We start from the raw sequence: 22,158 nt of genomic DNA, 5'->3' as shown, positions 1-22,158 counted from the left end.
ACGCCGAAACTCTCACCTTCTGGTGGAACTGCGTAATGGAATGGCGGGAATACGCCAAGACCCTGGGAGACTGACATGGCAAGGTCGATGGCGCTGGACGTCCTGGTCCGACTGAAGGACCTTCTTTCCTCGCCATTGCGCGGCCTGCGCCGCAGTCTTGAGGGCGTCGTCGACACGGCTAAGAAAATCGGCCTGGTCGGCACGGCGATCGCCGCCATCTCCTTTATGCAGCCGATGAAGGAGGCGGCTGCATTCCAGCAGCAGCTCCTCGACATTGCCGGCACGTCGAACAAGACGGGCGCGCAAGCCTATCTGATGGTCGATGAATTGAAGGGACGATTCGAGGATCTCGCCCTGGCGGTCGGGCAGACGTCCGACACGGTCGCCAAGGGCGCGGGCAAAATGATCGCCGCCGGCCTTGATGAGCAGCTCGTCAACAATTCCCTGAAGAGCATCGGCCGCGCCACGAAGGCAGCGAACGCCGAGTTCGATGACATGGCGGGCGTTGCAGTTTCGCTCCTGCAGACGCTGAAGCTTCCGGCCGACCAGCTGGACGCCACCATGGCCGGCCTCATCGTCGCCGGCAAGGAAGGTTCCTTCGAGCTGAAGGACATGGCGAAATCCTTTCCAGGACTGACCGGGCAAATGGCCAAGCTCGGCATCACCGGGCGGACGGCTGCGACGCAGCTCGCCGCCATGCTGCAGATCGCCAAGAAGGGAACCGCCGATCCGGCCGAAGCGGCGAACAACCTCAACAATTTCCTGTCGAAGATCACGTCGCCGGAGACCGCTCGCAACTTCGAAAAGATGGGCGTCGAAATCCAGGGCGTCATGCAGGACGCCGCCACCAAGGGCATCAACCCGCTCGAAGCGGTGATCCAGAAGATTTCCACGTTGACCGGCATCTCCGGCAAGGAAATCGACGGTCTCATGAAGAAGGCCAAGGCTGGCGGACTCGAGGGCGCCGACGCGCTCGAGCAAGTCCGCGCCCAGCTTGAGGCCATCCACGGCGCCGGCGCACTCGGCGGACTGTTCTCCGACATGCAGGTTATGGGCTTCCTGATCCCGATGCTTGCCAACGTCGACGAATACAAGCGCATCCGGGATAGGGTAGCCGAGGCGACCGGCGCCATGAGCGATGCCGACTTCGAAACGCAGATGCAGAGCCTGAATACGCAGCTCACCATCTTCGGCGAAATCGGAACGCAGGCCTGGCGTGAAGTCGGCCTGGCGTTCGGCACCTGGTTGTCGCCGATCAACGACGGCCTCATGACGGCTTTGAAGTGGCTTCGAGATCTCGACGCCTCGACGGGCGGCATGGTGAAACAGAGCCTCGCCTGGGCCGGCGCCGGCGTCCTGGTCGTTACTGCCCTCGGCGCGCTCGGTGTGGTCCTACCGGTGATCGCTGCCGGGCTGTCGGCAGTCGCCGCCCTGATCTCGCCTGTCGGCCTGGCACTCGCAGCGATCGCCGCCGGAGCTGTCTACATCTACCGCAACTGGTCGAGCTTCGGCCCACGCCTGACCCGCCTCTGGGATCAAGCCAAGACCGGGTTCTTCTTACTCGCCGATGGTGTGCGCGAGCGTGGCCGCCGGATCATCGATGCCGGCCGCGAGATCTACACGCGTTACGCGCCGATGGTGCGCCGGGGATTCGAGAGCGCCCGGCGTGACGTCCAGGCGGGATTGCGCAACCTTCAGCCGTTCTTCGACAGCTTCCGCAAGAGCCTCAAGTTCGATATCGACCTGTCTGGCCTGTCCATCGACAACGCCAAGCTTGCGTCGTTCAAGGCGCTCGACCTTGCGCTTGCTGGCATCAAGGCCGGCTGGGAAGCGCTGCGAGACTTCGGCTCCGGCTTCGCGCCGCATCTCGGCGAAATCGGTAAGCAGCTTGGCGGGACAGTAAACGCCGTCGTTGACATTGCTTCAGGGTTTGCTCGTCTCGCGTCGGCGATCGGGCGATTAATAGGCATGGATGCGGGCAGGCTCGACGGCGTGGCGAGATGGCTCGGCGACATTGCTGGCAAGATTACTGAGATGCAGCTCACCGTCATCCGGCAATTCGCAGAGATCATCGCCACGCTAGTCAATGGCGTGGCCGACCTGGCCGAAAAGGTCAATACCGGCATCGACTGGCAGAAGCTCATGCCCACCGGCATCGCGGACGCATGGAATGCACTGGCGGGCGCGATCAACGCCGTGAAAGCCGCCATGTCGTATTTCCAAGGTAACACCTTCGCGCCGGGCGAGAAGCTTCCGAATGGAACCGCTGCTGGATCGGTAGAGGACCCAAGTGCCGGCCGTGATGCTACGCTGAATGATATGCTCGCCCCACTTCCACGAGCTCCGGCAAACAGCAATCGTCCTGCAGCGGCGGTTGCGCCGGCCCAGACTAAGGCTGTCGTCGGCGGAACGGTTACCGTCAAGGTCGAAGGCGCCGCCCAGGTGACGAGCGTCACGAGTGACAACCCCGCAGTGCCGTTGAAGGCAAACACCGGCCGCTCGATCGGGAGGCCGTGATGCAGCTCGACAGTATCTCTTGGGTTCTCCCCGGCCTGCTGCCCGGCAGCTTTCGCGGCATCACCTTTCACGTGCCTGACGCGTCGAGCGATGCCGGCCGGCGCGTCGTCGAATACCTCTTTCCCGGCGTCGATGCTGCCGCCTATGATGACTTTGGCCGGGCGCCTGGTGTCATCTCCTTCAGCGGCCTGATCGTTGGCGATGATTACCGCACCCAGGCCGTCGCGCTGCAGGCGGCATTCGAGACGGCCGGTCCCGCCACCCTGATCCATCCATGGCTCGGCCCGATGACGGTCATCGCCGAGGAGCCGGCGCAGATCTACTTCTCCGATCGGGAGCTGCGGGTTCTGCGGTTCTCCGCCACCGTCAAGCGGATTGATACATCTGTCTCGGCGATCCTTGGCGGCATCAGCGGCCTGTCTGATGCGATTGCGTCGGTATCGGCCGCAGCGTCATCCTTGGCCGCCGGCGTCTCCTCGATCCTCTCGGCAACCCGCAGCAAGGCGGTTTCCCGTTCGCATCGCGTTCTGACTTCGACAGCCGCGGTATTGACGGCGCCGGCCGGATCGGCGCGAGCGCTGCCGCGCGTCAAGGCCGCGATCGGGGCGACGACACCGGCCGATCCCGTAGCGCTGGATAACCTGGTCGTGGCGGCCGCCTCGGTGATCGGCGAATATGCCGCGACGCCGGCGGTCTCTCCGGCCGCGACCGCGACCACGGCCGAGCAGCCAACGCCGCTCGCACTAATGGATCTCGGCATCAGCTTTGCCGAGCAGCTCGCCGGCGCCGTCGCGGATGCACCTGCAGATGCCGATCGCGCGCTGCTTCTGGCGTCGGTCTCGCAATTCGTTGCCGCGACAGCCAGCCAGTCGGCCTTTGCCGACTATTCCTCTCGGCAGGAAGCCCAGGCGTTCAGGGCAAGGGCAACGACGGCGATCGACACGCTGACCGACACCTTGGAGACGTTTTCTGGCTCCACCTTCGACGTTCAAAGCACCACGCTGCGGCGTGCAGCTCGTGACCTGCAGGCGGCTTTAATTGCCGATATCAATGAGACGATCGGCCGGCTGCCGGCCGTCGTTGTCTTCAGGAACGATCGGCCGCTCGACGCTTGGCTGCTCGCCCAGCACGTCTTCGGTGACACTCCGCAGCTGATCGAGGCCGGCTATCGGGAAATCGTCAGCCGCAACAAACCGCGCCATCCTTCAGCTCTTCCGGCCGGTGGCGTCGAGGTGCTGCGCTGATGACCAGGAAGTCTGGCATTTCCTTGCGCGTCGCTGGCGTTGTCTACGACCAGTGGACCTCGGCAGAGGTGACGCGTGACCTGAAGGACTTTTCCGGCTCGTTCAATTTCGTGCTGCGCGATGTGAAGCGCTCGCTTCAGACATTCGATTTCGCCACCGGTGGCGTCATCACCGACATCAAGCCCGGCCCGGAATGCGAGGTTTTGATCGCCGGCCAAGTCGTGTTGAAGGGGCATGTAGAAAGTGTCGATCGCGAAATCAGCGAGAGCTCTGCTTCCGTCTCCATCTCTGGCCGCGATAAGACAGGCGACCTCGTCGATAGCGCGGCTTTAACGGACGGCCCTTCCGAGTTTCGCAACGTCAAGCTTGAAGAGGCGGTCAAGCGTATCGCCGAACCTTTCGGCCTCGGCGTCCGTAGCGAGATCGATACCGGCGAGCCCTTCACCCGCTACAGCCTCGATCTTGCCGAGACAGCTTTTTCCGCAACCGAGAAAGGTGCGCGGGCGCGCCATGCCCTGATCCTCTCTGATGGTGTCGGCAACATCGTCATCACCCAAACCGGCAAGACCCGAGCACCTGGCAAGATCCAGCTCCCCGGCAATGTCATTGCATCCAGGGGCAGCTATAGCCACGCCGGCCGATACTCGAAGACCTTTGTTCGCGGTCAAGGCGAAAAGGCCGGCAAGAACCGCTCTGGATCTGCGGCCTTGGACAAGACAGCTGAGCCTTTGGCGCCCGGCGATCGGCAGGCGTCCAGCGGTGCGACAGAGATGGAACGCAAGGGCACGGCTGCGACCGGCATTGCAACGGATGACGAGATCACCCGTCATCGCCCGATCGTGCATCTGGCGCGCAGCAAGGCCGACGCGACCGCCGCCCAAGACGAGGCGGACTGGCGGATGCGCACGGCGCGCGGGGCGAGTGAAGAGGTGACAGTCACCGTCAAGGGCTTTGGCGTGAACGGCCAGCTCTGGCGTGTCAATGAAATTGCTGAAGTCTCCGACGCCTTTCAAGATATCGAGCGCGATATGCTGGTCGTCAGGGTGAGCAACCGTTCCGACGAGGCCGGCGACGTTAGCGAGTTGACGGTCATGAGCCCTGAAGCCTTCGACGCGGAACCGACCGGGAAGCGGCGGACGAACCGGACACGGCGCAAAACCACGTCCGGCAACCTCGACAACACGGCGCGGGGGCTATGATGGATAACGAAACTGCAGGCAAGATGCGCGGCATGATCCGCCGGGCCACGCTGAAGAACATCAAGGATAACGGCCAGACGCAGACCGCCTCGGTAGAAGTCGCCGATGGCGTCTGGCGTGACGACGTCGAGATCCTGCAGCCCTACGGCTTCGCATCGCATGTTCCCGAGGACGGCGCCCTGGCGGTTGTACTCGCCGTTGGTTCCGACGAAGGCGACCTGGTCGTGTTGCCAGTCGCCAATCCTTCGAAGCGGCTTGGAAAGCTCAGTGAAGGCGACGTCGGCCTCTATGGCCAGCACGGCGACAGGGTGACGATTTCGGACGGCGGCACGATCGAATTGCAGGCGGGAGAGTCCATTTCTGTCAAGGTCGGCGGCGTCACCTTTGTCGTCTCTGCCGATGGCGTCGACATCACCGGCGGCCATGTCAAACACAATGGCAAGGACATCGGCGACACGCATCGTCATAAGGATGTGGTGCCAGGCGGCGGAAATTCCGGCGTCCCGGTCTGACCCGCCCGCCGAGGCGGGCATGATGTAGCTTGCGCGCGCGATACTTTCGCGCCATGTTTCTCGATCTCGCCCTCAGATATGACCGTGATGCGCGCCGCTGCGACCTGGTGCTAGGCGACGACTATGATCTTGCGATCGACGAAACCCCCATTCCCGCAATCCTCATGTCGGTCGGGCTCGATCGGCGCGCAGCTCCGGACGATCCGTTGCCCGAGGGCCGATCGCAGTTTCTGGCGCCAGCTTCCTTCTCCGAGCGTCGGGGATGCGCCGGGGATGCGCTCGATCCCTACGGCAATTTGACCGGCTGCCGCCTTTGGCTTCTCGATCGCGCCAAGCGGACGGAGACGACGCGGCAGCTCTGCGAATTCTGGCTTTCGGAAAGCCTCGCCTGGGCAAAGAAGGAAACGGGAGAGCCTGCCGAAATCGAGGTTGAATGGCTTGGGCCAGACATCCTCGGCTATCGCGTCCAGGTGCAAGACGCCAGCGTCATGCTCAGCCGGCGCGTGGAGGCCTGACATGCCCTGGCCGATCCCGACTGCAAAAGCCATCGCCGCCAAGATCGCCGGCTCGCTCGAAGTCGCTCTCTTGCGCATTCGGCCAGGCGCCGATCCGGCCGACGTTTCGCGGGCTGTCCGCTCGGCCTACGGTGTCTTCTCTCAGATCGGTCGCGCCTTCTCGCTGGAGCTGCGCGAGGTCCACGACCATTTGGCGTGGTGGGGCCGGCAGTATTTTCCCGACACGGCCGAGGAAGAATTCATCTTCCGTCATGCCGGCATCTGGGGTGTCGAGCAGCGCGGCGCGACCAAAGCTGTCGGCAGCATCCTTATTGAAGGCGTGGCCGGGACACCGCTGCCTTCCCTCTTGCAGTTTTCCGCGTCGAACGCGGTCATCTACCAGACCACGGCCGCCACGGCGATCGGCGCCGGCGGAACGGTGACCGTCGCTGCCGCTGCGGTCGCGGCCGGGACGGCCGGCAACCTGGAAAGCGGTGTCCAGGTGACCGTCGTGACGCCATTCCCGGAGATCTCGAAGGCAACGAGCGCGGCTGCCTTCGTTGGTGGCGCCGACGAGGCGACGCCCGCCGAGATCCAGGCCTCCACGCTGGAGCGTATCCGCCAGCCGCCGCACGGTGGCGCTGCCTTCGACTATCCCACTTGGGTCGCCCAGGTCGCGTCCATCAAGGCTGTCGGGGTGATCGAAGATTGGATCGGCCGGGGCTCGGTCGGCATTGTCGTGTTGATGAAGAACGACGACGGGACCGCCCGCGTACCGTCCTCGGCGGAGATTGACGTCATCCAGGAGCATCTGGGCGGCGTTGGCAGCCAGACCGGCACTCGGCCGGTGACGGCGCGGGTGATCGTCGTGCCCGGCGTCCTTCGCACCTTGGCTATCACCGTCCGTTTGCGGCCCGACACGGTCATCACCCGCGCCGCCGTGACCGACGCCTGGCAGCGCTTCGTCGCGACGATCGGCGACGAGGAAGACACTCAGAATGCCAGCCCGATTGGCGCCGTGATCGAGCCGTCGCGGATCTCCGAGGCGATCTCGGCCGCCGCTGGGGAATATGCCCATGATCTCGACCTGCCGGCCGCGCGCTTCACTCTGGAGCGGACGGAATATCCGGTCGCCGGCCCTATCACGTTCGAGGATGCGTGATGGCTCGGCTGGCTTCAACGATCCTTCAAAGCCTGATTTCAAAGCTTCCGACCGGCTTTGCGTTCGGCTTTAGAGGCGGCGTCCTGGACGGCCTTCTTGAGGCTGCCGCCGCGCCGATCGCCGACATCGAGGCTGGCGCCGAAGCGATGATGGTCGAAACCGACCCCCGCAGCGCCAACAATTTCCTCGCCGATTTCGAGCGCGTATTAGGTCCCGATCCCTGCGGCCGGGATCTCGGCGGGCTTTCGGTCGCCGATCGGCAGAAGCTTGCGCATCAGCGCTGGACGGCGACGGGCGGGCAATCGATCCCCTATCTCGTCCAGCTCGCCGCCAAGCTCGGCGTCTCGATCACGATCGAGGAGTTCTGGCCGTCGCGTACCGGCGGCCTGCGAACCGGACAGCCGCTGCGGGCGGAGGGCTGCCAGTTCGTCTTCCGCGTCAACGTGCCCGGCCTTGTCACGGTCAAGAATTTCAAGGTGGGCAGCGGTCGCACAGGTCAAAGCCTCGGCAGCTTCCAGCTGTCGTCGATCGAGTGCGATGTCCGCCGCGTAAAGCCCGCTCACACCCAAGTCACTTTTGCCTATGGAGAGGCCTGATGGATCGCATTAACGGTGCGGGAACGATTGACATTGGCGGTGGCCGACGTGGCTTCCGTGACGAAAATCTTGGCGCGGGCGTAGAAGGAACGGAAGTCACCGCGCTCTGGGCCAACATGATCCAGGAAGAGATCATGAAGGTTTGCGCAGAGGCCGGTCTGTCGCCGAGTGAGGCCGACTGGACGCAGCTCTATCAGGCGATCGGCATCATGCTGGACGCCCTCTTCGCCGACGTCGAGGCCGCCTATCCCTTCGCCACGACGCCTGAGGCAATCGCCGGCGTATTGCTGAACAAGATCATCAGCCCGAAGACGCTGGCCGACGTCCTGGCTGTGAAACTTGCCGCCGGGCCGCTCGATGCCTCGGTTGCCACCTATCTGAACGTTTATCCGACCATTCTCACGGCGGATAACAAGGCGGTCGTTACGCCGTCCGCAGGCCAGGTCGTCGTTACCCCGTTCAAATGGATCTGGCGGCAGTTCAAGACACTCGACCTATCGGCTCTCGATCTTGCCGCCCGCACCTTCGCGACCGCTGCCAGCAAGACCTATCACCTTCGGCTCTCGTATAACGTCGTCACCGGCGTCCAGACCTTGTCGCTGAAGGATCTGTCCTCGGCCGGCTACAATCCTTCCACCCTGGCCGAGGGGAACGTGGCCTTCGACACCGGCTATGACGACATGATCATAGCGCGGGTGACGACGGATGCCGGGAACGTGCCTACCGTCAAGCTCCTGAAGAATGCCTCCCGCTTGACCGCCAGCGCGCAGCGCACAGCGTTCGTTCTCGGAGCAAACGCCGCTGCAGGCTGGGTCTACGACACGATTACTATGGATTGGGCGCGAACGCCGGCGATCTCTCTCGACCTCACGGACGCGAACGTCACTTCCGAGGCTGACAATCTTCAGGGGATCATCGTCAACAACCGGACGCGCTACAGCTTCCAATATCTCATCACCGGCACGTCGCCCTCCTACTACATCACATGCCCCTATCTGATCGGGATTTCCGCATGAGCTACGCTATCGTTGAAAACGACCTGGTCACGCGCATTCTGTCGGGAGACCTTGTTGCTCCAGAAACCGCGATCGCCTTTGATGGCGCTCTTTCTTTCCTGCCGGCCGATCGGCTCGGTTGGGATGGCGAAGCGATCGTCGATCTTGCATCGCTGGACGCGTTCTTCGTCGGCGAGGACGGACGCAAATATGCCGTCGCCGGCGCTGACCGCCAGGAGGTGGAATGCAGCTTCGACGCCGAGCTGGTGAACGACGCCGGCGTCTGGCGGCTGAAGAACGCGTCCGACGATCTGGCCGCGGTCAAGGCGGCGCGGATCGCGCTGCTGACGGCGGCTTGCGCCGAAGCGATCATATCAGGCTATGCCTCGGCGGCGCTCGGCAGCGAGCATCAATATCCGTCGAAGGTCACAGATCAGATCAACATGATGGGTTCGGTCACGGATTCCCTTCTGCCCGGTCAGCCCGTCGATTGGTCGACTCCCTTCTGGTGTGCCGACGAAGCCGGTGCCTGGGCGTTCCGCGCTCACACGGCCGAGCAGATCCAGGCGGCCGGCGCCGATGGCAAAGCGCACATCCTCACCTGCCAGACCAAGCTCGGGCAGCTCAGCGCCCAGGTGGTGGTGGCGGCCTCGGCCGAGGCAGTCGCGGCGATCGGCTGGGAGGAGTAAGGGATGGCCCAGATCGTCAATCGGCGTCCGCCGCTCGTCAGCTACTCCGACCGGCCGATTTCGCGCGGAGTGATGACGCCGAAGACGGCTTTCGGTATTCCCGAGGCCGTCGATAAGGACCGCTACCTGTTCTTCGCGACGCGCAACCGAATGCCATCCGGTGCGCTCATCACGGCCGCAGCCGGCGCGAACTACGTCTGCAGCAAGATCGTCGTCAACACGCCGCAATACGTCACGCGGACGTTCAAGTTCCATCTGTCGGGCTTCGCCTCGACAGAAGGCGGAAACTCGCCCCAGGAGACTGTCGTTACTGGCGCGATCGGCGCGCCTGGCAATTCGGTCGTCGTCGATCTGATGCTCATGCGGGTTGAGGGCGTGTTCTATCAGCTGAAATTTGGTGGCTTGAGCGCGGTCACCATTGCCGACCAAACGAACGGCGCCTGGACGGACGAGTTGACTGTTCCCGACGTCGACCCAGAAAGCGAGATCGAGCTGTGGACCTTCTATCATACCGCCGTGGGCGAGAAGGTCTGGCCGGTCTACCGCATCCAGAAACATAGAGGTGAACGCGTCTGGGGCGCGGCCGAACTTTCGGCGTTGCTGGCCTTCAAAGACAACCCGCTGGCAGCGAGCACGCCGGCGCTTGACACGGGCTATGCCACTCAGGCGCAGCCTTTGTATTACGGACCGGATTTCATGGTCGCCAAGGGCGATTGGGATGGAAGGCCGGTCGTTCTCGGCTTCGTCGACAGCATCGGAGAGAGCCGACAGGAATACAGCGCCGCTGCGGACGCGCGCGGCAATCTCGGCTGGGTGCGGCGCTGGCTCGACAAATCTGGCGGAATCGGCCGCATACCACATTGCCTGGTTGGCATGCCGGGCAACCATTCGGCGCTGGAGTATACGGGAAGCGGATCGACGATCGCTACCCGTCGCCGTGACATCATCCGCGAAATCGTCGCCTTCAACGGCGGCAAATGGCCGATGACAGTGGCCGCAAACCAGATGGGCCAGAATGACACGTCAGGCGTCTATAACACCTGGTTCAACACTAACTACCGCTCACTCCCGACGCGCATTCGTGCCGAATATCCAGGCATTAAGATTGTCGCCTTTCCGCCGCTCGGCCGAACCGACACACAGAAGACAGTAACGCTGACTTCGGTCGGCACGGTCGCGACCGCAACCATTGCCTCTACATCCGGGCTTCGGTCGGGCCAAACCCTCACCATCTCCGGCGCCACGCCTGCCGCCTATAATGGGAACTATGCAATTACCGTGACTGGGCCAACCACGTTCACCTACAATTTCGCAGGCGGCACATCACCGGCGACCGGAACTATCCGCGTCAACGACCTTGGTTTGGACGCCACGTTTCAAACCTATACCACCCAAAACTCGTGGCCGGCAGACGCAACGGACGCATCAGGCAAATGGCGCCTCCGTGACGACATTCTGGCTAAAACGTCGTCCTGCTGCGACGCGGCGATCGACACTTACGCGGCATGGGTCTCATCGGCAAAGGGCGGAGCATGGCCGGGCATGCTGGAGCTGCCGAGTACGACTGTGGCTGCGCAGGCTGGAACAGACGGCGTCGTGGCCTATAACCAGATCGTTGTCGCTGATGCGAGCATCTTCAGGCCGGAACAACAGATCATCATCTATTCGGGCCCTGAAGGCATTGCCCGGCTGAGCACCCAGACGATCGCCAGCATCGCCGGCAATGTCATAACCTACCAGGGATCTAGCGCGGTCATCCTGCCGGTGGGTTCCGTGGTACGGCCGTCGGCAGCGCTTCAGGAGAGCACGACGCCGATATCTCTCGTCCATCCATTCCCGATCATGATCGACCGGATCGTGAACGGCATCCCTCAATCGGAAAAGGCCAAGTTGGCGGCCTGAAAATAGACAGCGAGTGCCGGGCGTCATTTCGCCCGGAGACGGGCCTAGTTTGGCGACCGACCCGTCCGACAGCCATTCTCGATAACCGTCACACCCGTACCCTGCAGGGGCGGGACTCCTGTGACCGAGTCGAAAGATATTTGAAATGGTGAATCAGAATACCTGGCGGGATGTCCCCAACACACAGCCGCCAGCCGCCTGGATAGGTGGGAAGCGCACTCTTGCTCCTCGTTTGGTGAAGGCGATCGAAGCAGTTCCACACCAGCTCTATGCGGAACCTTTCGTGGGCATGGGCGGAGGTTTCTTCAGACGCACAAAGGTGCCAAGAAGCGAGGTCATCAACGATCGCAATGGAGATGTAATCAACCTCTTCCGCATTCTGCAGCGGCATTATCCGCAGTTCATGGACACACTCAAATTCCAGATCACAAGCCGGCGGGAATTCGAACGCCTGAAGGCTTGCGACCCCACCACGCTGACCGATCTCGAACGTGCGGCACGGTTCATCTACCTTCAGAAGCTGGCCTTCGGCGGCAAGGTCACTGGGCAAAGCTTCGGGGTAGATACGACAGGTGGCGCGCGCTTTAATCTGACGCGCCTGGCGCCGGTTTTGGAGGACGTGCACGAGCGTCTGGCGGGCGTCGTAATCGAGAACTTGGATTGGCTGGGATTCGTCGATCGCTACGATCGGCCGGGGACTTTGTTCTATCTCGACCCGCCTTACTTCGGGAACGAGGGCGACTATGGAAAATCCATTTTTGGCCGAGATCAGTTCGAAGCGATGGCGGCTCGCTTGCGGCAACTGAAGGGGCGCTTCATTCTCTCCATAAACGATGTGCCGGAGATCCGCAGCCTATTCAGCGGCTGCCTAATTCAGCCTGTCGAATTGGCCTATTCGATATCCGGCGGAAAGGGTACGAAAGCGAAGGAATTGATCATTGAGGGTTAGATGATGCGTTGCGTAGGACTTTGTGCGTTGGCCATCTTTGCTATAGGCGCCGCCGGCCAAGCCTCGGCTGAGATGAATTCAGCTAGACGGAGCCAGGCGAGCGGACTGGCGCAGATCATAGCCTTCTCCAAAACGTGTGGTTACGAGATCGACCAGGGAGCTCTGGAACGCTATTTCGTTGATACGGGTCTATCCGATCCCGAGGCTCTTTCTTACATCCATAATGCCGTTGTCTTGGTGTCCGAGCCCGGCGCTTCGGAGTGCACGATCACCAGGGCCACAGCAAAGTCGCTCGGTCTTCTAAAATGAGGAGCTGTGAGGGCCCTTCGAAGCTAGTTCGAAGGGCTCTCAAAAGACTTCGAAAATTCCGGAACCTGGTGTCAAAATTCCGGTTTTCCGCGTCCGGCTACACCGGCTACAATGAGGATTTCGGAGAATAAAACAGATGGATAAGAATTGAGTGGTGGGCCTGGAGGGACTCGAACCCCCAACCAAGCGGTTATGAGCCGCCGGCTCTAACCATTGAGCTACAGGCCCTGACGCCGGTGGTGGGCGCCCTGGCGCCGAAGGTCGGCACCGTGATGCCGGGGCAATGGTTCCCGCAGCATCGGTTCGCTCTAGCCCAAATTGCAGGGAGCCACAAGCGGGCAGGGCAACATCTGTGGATGATGCATAATTCACTGGCAAAAGCACTGGAACCTTGCCGCGCGGAATACACTTATTCGAATCATATTTCGCATGAAAAGGTCGTTTGCAGATGGTGGTTTCGAACAGTGCCGTGGTGCTCATCGTGGAGGATGAGCCGCTGATCCGGTTCAACATCCTCGATGTGCTGGAGGATGTCGGTCACGTGGCGCTGGAGGCGGCGAATGCCGATGAGGCGATGGTGGTGCTGAAGGGCCGGCAGGATGTCGATATCCTGTTCACAGACGTCAACATGGCCGGGTCGATGGACGGCATCCAGCTTGCCAAGCGGGTGAGGGCGATGCGGCCGAATATCGGCATCATCATCACCTCGGGCATGGTGCGGCTCGATCCGATGGCGCTGCCCGCCAATACGGCCTTCCTGCCGAAACCCTATATGCACGATGCGCTGATCTCGACGATTGATTCCCTGATGAGGTAATTCGCGCAGCCGCAAAACGGGGACAGGTTTTGCGGCTGCGCGTGAGACGCCGGGAGCCATGCTCCTCTTCAGGCGGGGCGGAGGGAACCGCACCCTCAGCTGAAGCTGCTCTTCAGCGCCTCGTTCTCGTGTTGGGCCTTCTTCTCGTAGATCGTAAACAGCGCCATCGAGAGCAGGTAAGAGAGGAAGGGATCTCCTATCTGCGTGGCAATGTCGCGGGATGCGAGCACGTGGCGCTCCAGGGCGCTGATATCTTTCTGTATTGCGGTTTCAGCGAGGCGGTTCATGCTGCCATCTCCAGGAATTGCGTCACGACCGAGCGGGCCGGAACATGTCTGACATAAAGGGGTAGCGTCAGGCCGAGGGCGGCGCGCATCTTGCGCAGCACGCGGTCCGACACTTCGAAGGCGCCGCAGCAGACGGGGTACTTGCCATAGCCGTCTGCGCGGCCGAGTTCTTCCACTTCGGCGCCTGCGCGTTTGTAGACGCGCTTGAGGTAGGGTTCGTAGTTGGAAATCATCGTATGGATGCCGTGGTCGAGCGCGCATTCGCACAGCGCGAGCAGCATCATCGAGAAGGCGCGGCCGGCATCGATATTCGGGAAGTCCCCGGCGATCGCCTCTTCATCGATGCACATGCGCGTGCCCTCCCAGATGCCGGGGGCGACGAGATCGGCGGCAGCGGGAAACGTCTCGCGAAAGACGTCATAGAGAAGGGTCGGGCCGGTCGTCGGCATCAGCCGCATGCCGCCATAAAGGCGGGTGCGGCTGTCGTTGCACCAGACGAGATAGGCCGGGGCGAGCGCGTCATAGCTGTCGCGCTCGTATGGGCCGATGACGGGAACGTCCCAGCCGAGCGTGTCGGCGAAGACCTTCTTGCGCAGGCGGAACATCTGGTCGAGTACGGCAGCGTATTTCTGATACTCATGTGCCTGAATGATAACGAACATTTTGCCCTCCAGCGTTTGCAGTCCGTGGAGAGCAGAATGGTTCAGACGGGCCGCATCGGAAATTCCCACAGATAGGCCCCCCCAGATGGGGGGATTAGCCCAAAAGTATGAGGATGGGGATTATGCCGCACAGCAAGGCGCTGAAGCGCGGCAACGCTTCAACGTCTTGAACCTAGCTTGCGAAAACAGGTGGGTGGATCGAAGAAAACGGAAATTCTCTGAAGCGCGTCGGCGTCAAATTTGATTCACACGACGCGCTTTAACCCTTTGTTTTTATGCATGTCGTTATCCCGGAACCGCTGCACACTCCGGGCGACATGCATCAGGGATTGATGATGCGCAGCTGCACCGCCCGCGAGGCGGCGGCCGAAATCGTGGCGCAGCCGAGCTTGAAGCGGGCGGTCTTCAGGTAGTCGCGGGTGGTGTGCTCTGAAATGCCCAGAATCACCGAGATATCCTTGTAATCCTTGCCGAGTGCGGTCCAGTGCAGGCACTCGATCTCGCGCGGCGACAGGGCTGGCACCGGATCATTCTCGCCATGCAGCTCATAGACGGCCTTGCGGTGGATCAGATGGGCGATCTCGATCCATTCGTTGCGGCAGCGCCGCACAAGTTCGGCCCAATCGTCGGCCGGGATGCGGGCGTTCATCGACAGCAGCGCACGCCGCTGCGCCTTGTCGGCAACGGGAATGGAATAGCCGTTGCCGCCGATGCCGTGCTTCTGGGCATCGACCAGCATGGCATAAGCCTCCGGCGTCGGCTCGACTTCGCTCCAGTCGAAGGGCAGCTGGCGTTCGAAGCCCTGCTTGACGATCGGATCGACCTTCACATAGCTGTTCAGGAGGTAGCGGGAGACCCAGGCATCGGGATAGGTGGTGCGCACGAAGGGGGAATCGATCTTGCTCGCGATCGTCTGGGCGAGATGATAGGTGACGAAATCGAGGCCATATCCTGCCTGGAGAATACGGATGGCGGCATCCACATGGGGCGCAGCCTTGATCTGTTCGAAGGCGGGTTCGAACTTGTCGCTATAGGTATTCTCGATCATTTCCATTATCCCAATTCCCTCAATCCTACCGTGAGGACCATCTAAAATACAAGGCATCCCCACATATGCGGGGAATGACAATTCGGGCACCAACTGTTAGCGCCTTCATGAGGAGGCCTCATATGGACAGCAACAGACCGTTCGAGATTGCCGAATGCCAACAGGCCGCCAAAGGCCTGAAATCCAGCTGGCAGGACATGGCAGGGTCCGAAGCGTTGATCCGCGCCCTGGTTGCCGAACGCAACGGCGACAGCCCGCTGGCGCTGTTCTGGACCGAGGTCCATCGGGCGCTTTGCCAGGAACACAAGGCTTTCTGACAGGTCTGCCCCGGCTGCCGATTTCAGTCTTTTCCCCGATATCAACAGCATCGGTTGCACATCGAAACCGGCCCCCCGGCGAGATGAAACCCGCGCTCCGCCCATGAGCAGGGTTCATGCCTCCCGTTTCCGATTTTGCAAAGAGGGTGTCGAGCGGCAATGTCGCTGGCGCGGAGGGGGATCGCCCTTATCCCCTGTCTTTGTGCCAATATGCTTGACGAAACGTTTCGAGCGGGAACAGTCGGCGTTCCCGCAAGCGGCTGCACTGTGCCATTGCTGACACTTCCTGGCTAAAGGACGAAATTTCCATGGGTCAGCCTGGAAAGCATTGCTCCTGCGCCGTCCCTCCCTCCGCCCTGATCCTGAGGTGCCCCGCAGGGGCCTCGAAGGACGAGGGTCGGCCACCCCGGGCCACCCGCTCACTCAGCCCTGACCGGTCCGCGTTTCGACAGTTCCGGCAAGGCCTCGTAGTCCAGGGCAATCAACGCCTCCTTCTTGCGGCGCGACCAGTCCTTGATCTGCCGCTCGCGGGCGATGGCGTCGATGATGCGGTCATAGGTTTCGGTAAAAGACGAGTTCGGCGGGGAGGCGCTTGGCAGTGTAGCCGTCATAGCTTCCGGTATTGTGCTCCCAGACACGCGCCTCGATCTCCTGCTTGGTGAGGCCGGTATAGTATGAGCCGTCGCTGCAGCGGAGGATGTACACGGTGACTTCCATGACGGCAGGCTAGCATGGGGGGTGATTGGGCAGCAATCGGGCAGCGCTGGGTCGGCCAGCCACCGCCCCGTCCTTCGAGACTACGTTTTCGGGCTGCGGGTGGCCGACCTCATCCTGAGGTGCCCCGCAGGGGCCTCAAAGGGCGAGAGTCGGCTCCGGCGTCTGCTCCGGCAATAAATGTGGGTTGAAGCGCCCAGCCACGCGCTGGTCGTGGTGCCGTGTGGCTGGGCTGATTATTAAATCGTATGGCCGGCTCAACCGACCTTCGTCGACGGATTGATCCATTCCTGGCTCGGCAGTTCCGGCCGCGGCGGCTTCGGGCGGAATTTCACCAGCACCTCGCGGCCATCCACCGATGCCTGCGTGCGTTCCAGCGCGTCGCGCTCGGCAACCGCCTGGCGCCAATGTTCGTCGTCCCGGCCGTCCGGGCGGCCCTGTTGTTCCCAGATCGCGTAGGCCCGCTTGCTGATCCATTCTTGGCGTCTGTCGCTCATCGATCCTATCCGTTGGTGAAAGGCGTTATTCGGCAATTCTGTCAGGCTGAACAGGCGCGCGGCGCTTGGCTGCCATCAGCAAATCGAGTTCGATCGAGGAGGGTCCGAAACGGGTGAACAGGCTTTCGGCCTGCTCGTTGCGCAGGCCATATTTGGCGGCGAATTCGTCAAGACTATACGGGCGGCCGCGCAGAACCCTGGTCCGCCGCTCCGGTTCACGGATTTGCGTCATTGGTGGTAACCCCATCTGCTTTTTGCAAAGTGAGAACAAAACAGATTACAGCCGCAAAAGTTCCGTGATTTTTCACCGTTTTTTCGGCCGTTTACACCGATGCGGGGCAACTGGCATGGAATTCCAGGAAGGCTGCATGGCGAGAAAATTTCGCCTATAACATGCAATAATTTCATGCCTTTAAGCAAATGGCTTCCGTTTCGGCGGAGAAATGGGCTTTATCCGTGGCGTGTTACTCTATAGAATCAATCGTGTTAATCGGTCTGCGAGGGGCAAAAAGCTGCGTTCCCCGCGTCGATGCCGACCGATCCAGGAGGACTTTGGCTTCAATCCCTCAAGAGGAGACAGACATGATGAATGCCCTGCCGCCACTTCATAACGGCCACGCGCCGTTTACCCTCCAGCAGCTGTTTCGCGAAGCACTTTACGCCTTCGAGGAATGGGACAGTGAATTGACCGAACCGATCGTGACCCACGAAGGACGGGTCATCCCGATCAGCTTCGTTTTCGAAGCCATGCGCGAATGCACCGACATCGTGCCGATGAATATCGTCGGCGCCGTCACCGAACGTCTGACCAAGCCGTGGGAAGGCGAAGGTCCGCTCGACCAGATGACCTTCTCGACGGCGGCACGCGTGATGCGCGTGCTGGTGCGCAAACGTCTTCTCGCCAACGGCACGGCGGATCTCGTCGCCGTTTCGGCGCATGCGGCCGAAGACCAAAGCCGCGACTGACAGGAAAAGGATCGCAGCTCAAGCATGCCCGCGCAAACTGTGCGACGGTTTTGCGATTAGGACATGCTGGAATCGAGGACCTAAAGCGTGGCACGCGAATCTGAAAGATCGCGACACGCTTTAGGACTGCGATCCTCTTCTGTTTCGGCGGAACCTCCCTTATTCCCAGCCGTTTATTTCCGTGATCCCAATTCGCACAGGGTTGGGAATTATTCAGTCATTCAGCGCGTTCCAGCATTCTCTGCGCCTTTGTGCGCCGGCGCTGGAATGCGACAGACACAGCCCGTAGCAAGATGACGGGCGAGGAATGCCATCATGCTGAAATCCATCGTTCAAGAAATCATCGGCACACCGCGGCGTGAGCCGGAACTTCCGCAATCGCTCGAACAGTTTCGCGACAACAAGCGGGTGCTGATCATCTTCGCCGATGCGCAGGACGATCGCGCGGTGATCCAAGACGAGTGGTTGCGCAATGCCCATATGCGTCTCATCGAGGAAGACGTCGAAGTGTTCATCATCGCCGGCGGCGGCGCCTTCTCGCTGTTCGACGATGCATGGGAGCTTGATGCCGACGATGTGAGAGAGCGGCTGCAGGGGCCGCCGTCCGGCGAGTTCGGACTGATCCTGATCGGGCGCGACGGAACGGTGAAGCTGCGCTCCAGCGAACCGCGCACGGTTGAGGAGATTTTCGAAGCCCTGGAGAGCCTGCCGAAGACGACGCCCTGGTAACTGCCGCGCGACGTGGTTGAATGTCAGCGGCGCGGGCGCTTCCGTCAGAGTTCGAAGGCCTCCTTGAGGCCGAGGCTTTTGCGCTCGCGCAGGTCGAGATCGGCCTCGATATGGGCGATGTGATGCAGCATCAGCTGGCAGGCGCGGTCGAGATCGTCGTTTTCGATCGCCGCGATGATGTCGCCGTGTTCGGAATGGCCGCAGCTTGAGGCCGTCGACTGGCCATAAAGCGCAATCACCAGCGACGAGCGGGCGACGAGTTCCTCCATGAAGCGCAGCATGATCGCATTGCCGGAGATTTCCGCCAGCATCAAATGGAAATCGCCTGACGCTTTGATCTCGGCGCGGCGCGCCGTCTGGCCGCGCTCGCTCATCAGCCGGCCTTCCTCCAGCAGAAGCTGTCTCAGCTGGGCGATGTCGGCGGGCGTGATGCGCGCCGCCGCCTCCCGCAATATGCCGGGCTCCACAAGGCGGCGGGCGGCAAAGATCTGGCGCGCTTCATCCGGCGAAGGATAGGCGACGAAGGCGCCGCGGTTCTTCTCGACGCTGACGAGGCCTTCGTAGGAGAGCGCCTGCAGCGCAGCGCGGGCAAGCGTGCGGCTGACGTTGAAGAGATTGCCGACATCGCTTTCGGAAAGCTTCGTGCCGGGGGAAAGCCTGCGCTCGACGATCGCCTCGCGAATGGCGTCGCGGATCTGCTGCGCGCCGGTTTCGGCGGAGTCTTCGGCCTGTTGAGCCTTGACGACGGATTTCATGAAATTCTGGTTCCCTGATGACGGGCAAACCATATCCGGCTTCGCGGCAAAAGTTAAACGGTATTTGTAGCCGAAGTAGTAGCTAAATTGCATACGATTTTTTGCGTAAATTGCGGACAATAGCCTAAATCATGTGCAGACGATGCCATGCTTATAATTCGCTCTTGCGGGCTCGTTTTTGTCAAAGGTATTTATTTACAATACCTTGTCCTGCTGAAAACGGGTTGGCACGCCAGATGCATCACCTTCTCCGAACAGGGGAAGGCATGATGTCGAAAGCGGCAGAGATCGATATAATATCCGTTTCGAAGGTCTATGGGGCGACAACCGCCGTCCATGGGATCAGCCTTAAAATTCCGGCCGGCTCCTATTGCTGCTTCCTCGGTCCGTCGGGCTGCGGCAAGACCTCGACGCTGCGCATGATCGCCGGCCATGAGAGCATTTCCTCCGGCGATATCCGGCTCGGCAATACTGTTGTCACCGATTTTCCGCCGGCCCGGCGCGGCACGGCGATGATGTTCCAGTCCTACGCGCTGTTCCCGCATCTCGACCTGATCGACAATGTCGCCTTCAGCCTGAAGATGAAGGGTGTTGATAAGGCAGAACGGCGGGCCAAGGCCCTCGACATGCTGAAGCTGATGCAGATGGAGTCCTATGCCTCCAGGCGTCCGGCCCAGCTTTCCGGCGGCCAGCAGCAGCGTGTGGCGCTGGCGCGTGCACTGATCACCGATCCGGAGGCGCTGCTGCTCGACGAGCCGCTGTCAGCGCTCGATCCCTTCCTGAAGATCCGCATGCGCGCCGAACTGAAGAAACTGCAGAAGTCGCTCGGCATCACCTTCGTGCACGTCACCCATAGCCAGGAAGAGGCGATGGCGCTCGCCGATATCATGGTTATCATGAATGACGGCCGGATCGAGCAGGCGGCCGCCCCACGCGAGGTTTTCGAGAAGCCGGCGACCGCCTTCGTCGCCCGCTTCATGGGCGATCACAATGTGCTCAGCGGCCGGGTGACATCGAGCGACAACGGCGTGCTCGTCATGACCGTGCCGGAGGGTCAGAGTTTTACCGTGCGCGGGGCGGGCAGGGCAGTCGGCGAACCGGTCGATATCGGCATCCGCACCGACCGCGTGCGCCTGCAGGTGGCGACCGAGTGGACGCTCGGCTTCAACGGCATCGTCTCCAACGTCGAATATCGCGGCGCCTCCGTGAAGGTCACCGTTATCGGCGCCGGCAGCGACGACTTCACGGTCATATCAGACGACAGCAACTATTTTGCCCGGCCGGTCGCCGTCGGCGAGACCGTCGCGCTCAGCTGGGAACTTGATGATGCCGTGCTTCTCGGCCGCTCTTCCGCATGAACCAACATCAACCAACCTTCCGCATCAACAAAAAGGGGAACTGACATGACGACTGAAACCACACCGACCAAGGCTGCGAAGGGCCTGTCCCGCCGCACGCTCCTGAAGACGGGCGCTGCCGCCGTCGGCGCCATCGCCGGCTCCGGCGCCATCACCGGCTTTCCCACCATCTGGGCGAAGACGAATATCACGCTTCGCCAGTTCGGCACCGGTGTTTCGAACATCAATGCCATCGCCGAGAAGTGCAAAGCCGATCTTGGCATCACGCTGGAGATGACGGCAACCGATTCCGACGCCGCCGCCCAGCGCGCCGTCACCCAGCCCGACAGCTACGACATCGCCGACATTGAATACTGGATCGCCAAGAAGGTATTCCCGACAGGCGTGCTGCAGCCGATGGACGTCAAGAAGCTCAAATATTACGACAAGATCGTGCCGCTCTTCATCAACGGCAAGATGAAGCCGGACAGCGTCATTGCCCAGGGCACGGCGCCGCACACGGTCGGCTTCGTCGAGGCGCAGGGCGCCAAGAAGTTCGCCAAGGAACCGACGCAGTGGATGACGATGGTTCCGACAATCTACAACGCCGATACGCTCGGTATCCGCCCGGATCTCGTCGGCCGCGACATCACCAGCTGGGCCGATATCATGGACCCGAAGTTCAAGGGCAAGACCTCGATCCTCAACATCCCGTCGATCGGCATCATGGACGCGGCGATGATCATGGAAGCCATGGGCAACATTAAATATGCCGACAAGGGCAACATGACCAAGGAAGAGATCGACAAGACGATCGAATTCCTGATCAAGGCCAAGGGCGACGGCCAGTTCCGCGCCTTCTGGAAGAGCTTCGACGAGTCGGTCAACCTGATGGCTTCGGGAGAAGTCGTCATCCAGTCCATGTGGTCGCCGGCTGTCGCCGCCGTCCGCTCCAAGGGCATCGCCTGCAAGTATCAGCCGCTGAAGGAAGGCTACCGCGCCTGGGGCGGCGGCCTCGGCCTTGCCTCGCACCTCAAGGGCGCCGAGCTCGATGCGGCCTATGAATATATCAACTGGTACACGTCGGGCTGGGTCGGCGGCTACCTCAACCGCCAGGGCTATTATTCCGCCTGCATGGAGACCGCCAAGAACTTCATGACCGCAGACGAATGGGGTTACTGGATCGAAGGCAAGCCGGCGCAGGGCGACATCCTCTCACCCGAGGGCAAGGTCATGGAAAAGGCCGGAGCCGTCCGCGACGGCGGCGCCTTCGAAGCCCGCATGGGGGCTGTGGCCTGCTGGAACTCCGTCATGGACGAAGACCGCTACATGGTCCGCCGCTGGAACGAGTTCATCGCGGCGTAAGCGTTTGCCGCTTTCCCCTCCCCAACCCTCCCCACAAGGGGGAGGGAGTCCGGCGGGGGGCGGCACAGTAACTCCCTCCCCCTTGTGGGGAGGGTT

23 protein-coding genes, 1 tRNA gene and 1 pseudogene are annotated in these 22,158 nt (G+C 61.6%); 17 read left to right on the top strand and 8 right to left on the bottom strand.

The features are described 5' to 3' along the window. Nucleotides 1-75: 75 nt before the first annotated feature. The 11 genes from EFR00_RS24900 (at nucleotide 76) to EFR00_RS24850 (ending at nucleotide 12,259) form a co-directional block, all read left to right on the top strand. Entirely contained in the window at nucleotides 76-2,517 is a 2,442-nt protein-coding gene (locus EFR00_RS24900; RefSeq protein ID WP_077991903.1) for a phage tail tape measure protein, read from the top strand. Next, the gene (locus EFR00_RS24895; RefSeq protein ID WP_009996720.1) at nucleotides 2,517-3,761 is read left to right on the top strand and encodes a DNA circularization N-terminal domain-containing protein; all 1,245 of its coding nucleotides are present in this window, start codon (nucleotides 2,517-2,519) and stop codon (nucleotides 3,759-3,761) included. Before EFR00_RS24900 ends, EFR00_RS24895 begins: the two co-directional genes overlap by 1 nt. Beyond that, entirely contained in the window at nucleotides 3,761-4,960 is a 1,200-nt protein-coding gene (locus tag EFR00_RS24890) for a phage baseplate assembly protein (protein ID WP_225887847.1), read from the top strand. The genes EFR00_RS24895 and EFR00_RS24890 overlap by 1 nt, the downstream gene beginning before the upstream one ends. Beyond that, complete coding sequence (locus EFR00_RS24885; RefSeq protein ID WP_077991905.1) at nucleotides 4,960-5,472, top strand: phage baseplate assembly protein domain-containing protein; 513 nt, start codon at nucleotides 4,960-4,962, stop codon at nucleotides 5,470-5,472. Before EFR00_RS24890 ends, EFR00_RS24885 begins: the two co-directional genes overlap by 1 nt. Before the next feature lie 29 nt (nucleotides 5,473-5,501). Further along, nucleotides 5,502-5,987, top strand: coding sequence for a phage GP46 family protein (locus EFR00_RS24880; RefSeq protein WP_245435271.1), 486 nt, complete (start codon nucleotides 5,502-5,504; stop codon nucleotides 5,985-5,987). Nucleotide 5,988: 1 nt separating this feature from the next. Continuing rightward, nucleotides 5,989-7,128: a baseplate J/gp47 family protein gene (locus EFR00_RS24875; RefSeq protein ID WP_009997096.1), complete on the top strand. Its 1,140-nt coding sequence runs from the start codon at nucleotides 5,989-5,991 to the stop codon at nucleotides 7,126-7,128. Continuing rightward, entirely contained in the window at nucleotides 7,128-7,724 is a 597-nt protein-coding gene (locus tag EFR00_RS24870) for a YmfQ family protein (RefSeq protein WP_009997094.1), read from the top strand. The genes EFR00_RS24875 and EFR00_RS24870 overlap by 1 nt, the downstream gene beginning before the upstream one ends. Further along, complete coding sequence (locus tag EFR00_RS24865; protein WP_009997093.1) at nucleotides 7,724-8,740, top strand: hypothetical protein; 1,017 nt, start codon at nucleotides 7,724-7,726, stop codon at nucleotides 8,738-8,740. The genes EFR00_RS24870 and EFR00_RS24865 overlap by 1 nt, the downstream gene beginning before the upstream one ends. Further along, nucleotides 8,737-9,408, top strand: a complete 672-nt coding sequence (locus tag EFR00_RS24860; RefSeq protein ID WP_009997092.1) for a DUF4376 domain-containing protein — start codon at nucleotides 8,737-8,739, stop codon at nucleotides 9,406-9,408. Before EFR00_RS24865 ends, EFR00_RS24860 begins: the two co-directional genes overlap by 4 nt. Nucleotides 9,409-9,480: 72 nt before the next feature. After that, nucleotides 9,481-11,310, top strand: coding sequence for a hypothetical protein (locus EFR00_RS24855; RefSeq protein ID WP_077991957.1), 1,830 nt, complete (start codon nucleotides 9,481-9,483; stop codon nucleotides 11,308-11,310). Between the two features lie 145 nt (nucleotides 11,311-11,455). Further along, nucleotides 11,456-12,259 (top strand): DNA adenine methylase, encoded by an 804-nt coding sequence (locus tag EFR00_RS24850; protein WP_077991908.1) that lies wholly within the window; start codon nucleotides 11,456-11,458, stop codon nucleotides 12,257-12,259. A 461-nt stretch (nucleotides 12,260-12,720) separates the two neighbouring features. Here EFR00_RS24850 and EFR00_RS24845 read toward each other — a convergent pair. Further along, nucleotides 12,721-12,796, bottom strand: a tRNA-Ile gene (locus EFR00_RS24845). Between the two features lie 220 nt (nucleotides 12,797-13,016). Here EFR00_RS24845 and EFR00_RS24840 point away from each other — a divergent pair. Next, the gene (locus EFR00_RS24840) at nucleotides 13,017-13,385 is read left to right on the top strand and encodes a response regulator (protein ID WP_077991910.1); all 369 of its coding nucleotides are present in this window, start codon (nucleotides 13,017-13,019) and stop codon (nucleotides 13,383-13,385) included. Nucleotides 13,386-13,480: 95 nt separating this feature from the next. On the opposite strand, the gene EFR00_RS24835 is transcribed toward EFR00_RS24840, so the two are convergent. From EFR00_RS24835 to EFR00_RS24825, 3 genes are all read right to left on the bottom strand, one after another. Then, entirely contained in the window at nucleotides 13,481-13,672 is a 192-nt protein-coding gene (locus tag EFR00_RS24835) for a hypothetical protein (protein WP_009986038.1), read from the bottom strand. Beyond that, on the bottom strand, nucleotides 13,669-14,334 hold the full coding sequence (locus EFR00_RS24830) for an acyl-homoserine-lactone synthase (protein WP_038690244.1): 666 nt from the start codon (nucleotides 14,332-14,334) through the stop codon (nucleotides 13,669-13,671). Before EFR00_RS24830 ends, EFR00_RS24835 begins: the two co-directional genes overlap by 4 nt. Before the next feature lie 322 nt (nucleotides 14,335-14,656). After that, complete coding sequence (locus EFR00_RS24825; protein ID WP_077991959.1) at nucleotides 14,657-15,382, bottom strand: LuxR family transcriptional regulator; 726 nt, start codon at nucleotides 15,380-15,382, stop codon at nucleotides 14,657-14,659. Between the two features lie 122 nt (nucleotides 15,383-15,504). Between EFR00_RS24825 and EFR00_RS24820 the strand changes: the two genes are divergently transcribed. Beyond that, the gene (locus tag EFR00_RS24820; protein ID WP_009992445.1) at nucleotides 15,505-15,699 is read left to right on the top strand and encodes a hypothetical protein; all 195 of its coding nucleotides are present in this window, start codon (nucleotides 15,505-15,507) and stop codon (nucleotides 15,697-15,699) included. Nucleotides 15,700-16,118: 419 nt separating this feature from the next. Here the strand turns inward: EFR00_RS24820 and EFR00_RS24815 are convergent. The 3 genes and pseudogenes from EFR00_RS24815 to EFR00_RS24805 form a co-directional block, all read right to left on the bottom strand. Next, nucleotides 16,119-16,416, bottom strand: a pseudogene (locus EFR00_RS24815) (GIY-YIG nuclease family protein). Between the two features lie 254 nt (nucleotides 16,417-16,670). Next, a complete protein-coding gene (locus tag EFR00_RS24810) occupies nucleotides 16,671-16,910 on the bottom strand; it encodes a DUF2934 domain-containing protein (protein WP_009994595.1) in 240 nt (79 codons plus the stop codon). Nucleotides 16,911-16,935: 25 nt separating this feature from the next. Beyond that, on the bottom strand, nucleotides 16,936-17,142 hold the full coding sequence (locus EFR00_RS24805; protein WP_009994593.1) for a hypothetical protein: 207 nt from the start codon (nucleotides 17,140-17,142) through the stop codon (nucleotides 16,936-16,938). A 350-nt stretch (nucleotides 17,143-17,492) separates the two neighbouring features. On the opposite strand from EFR00_RS24805, the gene EFR00_RS24800 reads away from it, so the two are divergent. Both EFR00_RS24800 and EFR00_RS24795 read left to right on the top strand, forming a co-directional pair. Further along, nucleotides 17,493-17,876 carry a BRA0787 family protein gene (locus EFR00_RS24800; protein ID WP_038690240.1) on the top strand — a complete coding sequence of 128 codons (384 nt, stop codon included), beginning with the start codon at nucleotides 17,493-17,495 and terminating at the stop codon, nucleotides 17,874-17,876. Between the two features lie 315 nt (nucleotides 17,877-18,191). Then, nucleotides 18,192-18,605: a DUF4174 domain-containing protein gene (locus EFR00_RS24795; RefSeq protein WP_039621101.1), complete on the top strand. Its 414-nt coding sequence runs from the start codon at nucleotides 18,192-18,194 to the stop codon at nucleotides 18,603-18,605. Nucleotides 18,606-18,649: 44 nt separating this feature from the next. Here the strand turns inward: EFR00_RS24795 and EFR00_RS24790 are convergent, their stop codons facing one another. Continuing rightward, nucleotides 18,650-19,360, bottom strand: a complete 711-nt coding sequence (locus tag EFR00_RS24790) for a GntR family transcriptional regulator (protein WP_009994295.1) — start codon at nucleotides 19,358-19,360, stop codon at nucleotides 18,650-18,652. Between the two features lie 269 nt (nucleotides 19,361-19,629). Between EFR00_RS24790 and EFR00_RS24785 the strand changes: the two genes are divergently transcribed. Continuing rightward, nucleotides 19,630-20,718: an ABC transporter ATP-binding protein gene (locus EFR00_RS24785; protein ID WP_077991912.1), complete on the top strand. Its 1,089-nt coding sequence runs from the start codon at nucleotides 19,630-19,632 to the stop codon at nucleotides 20,716-20,718. 45 nt (nucleotides 20,719-20,763) lie between these two features. Then, a complete protein-coding gene (locus tag EFR00_RS24780; RefSeq protein ID WP_039621094.1) occupies nucleotides 20,764-22,062 on the top strand; it encodes an ABC transporter substrate-binding protein in 1,299 nt (432 codons plus the stop codon). The last annotated feature ends 96 nt before the right edge of the window (nucleotides 22,063-22,158 follow it).

The sequence above is a fragment of the Rhizobium sophoriradicis genome, assembly GCF_003939025.1.
GTDB lineage: Bacteria > Pseudomonadota > Alphaproteobacteria > Rhizobiales > Rhizobiaceae > Rhizobium > Rhizobium sophoriradicis.
Note: the sequence above shows the minus strand (reverse complement) of the source record. Positions and strands in the feature narration are given on the sequence as shown.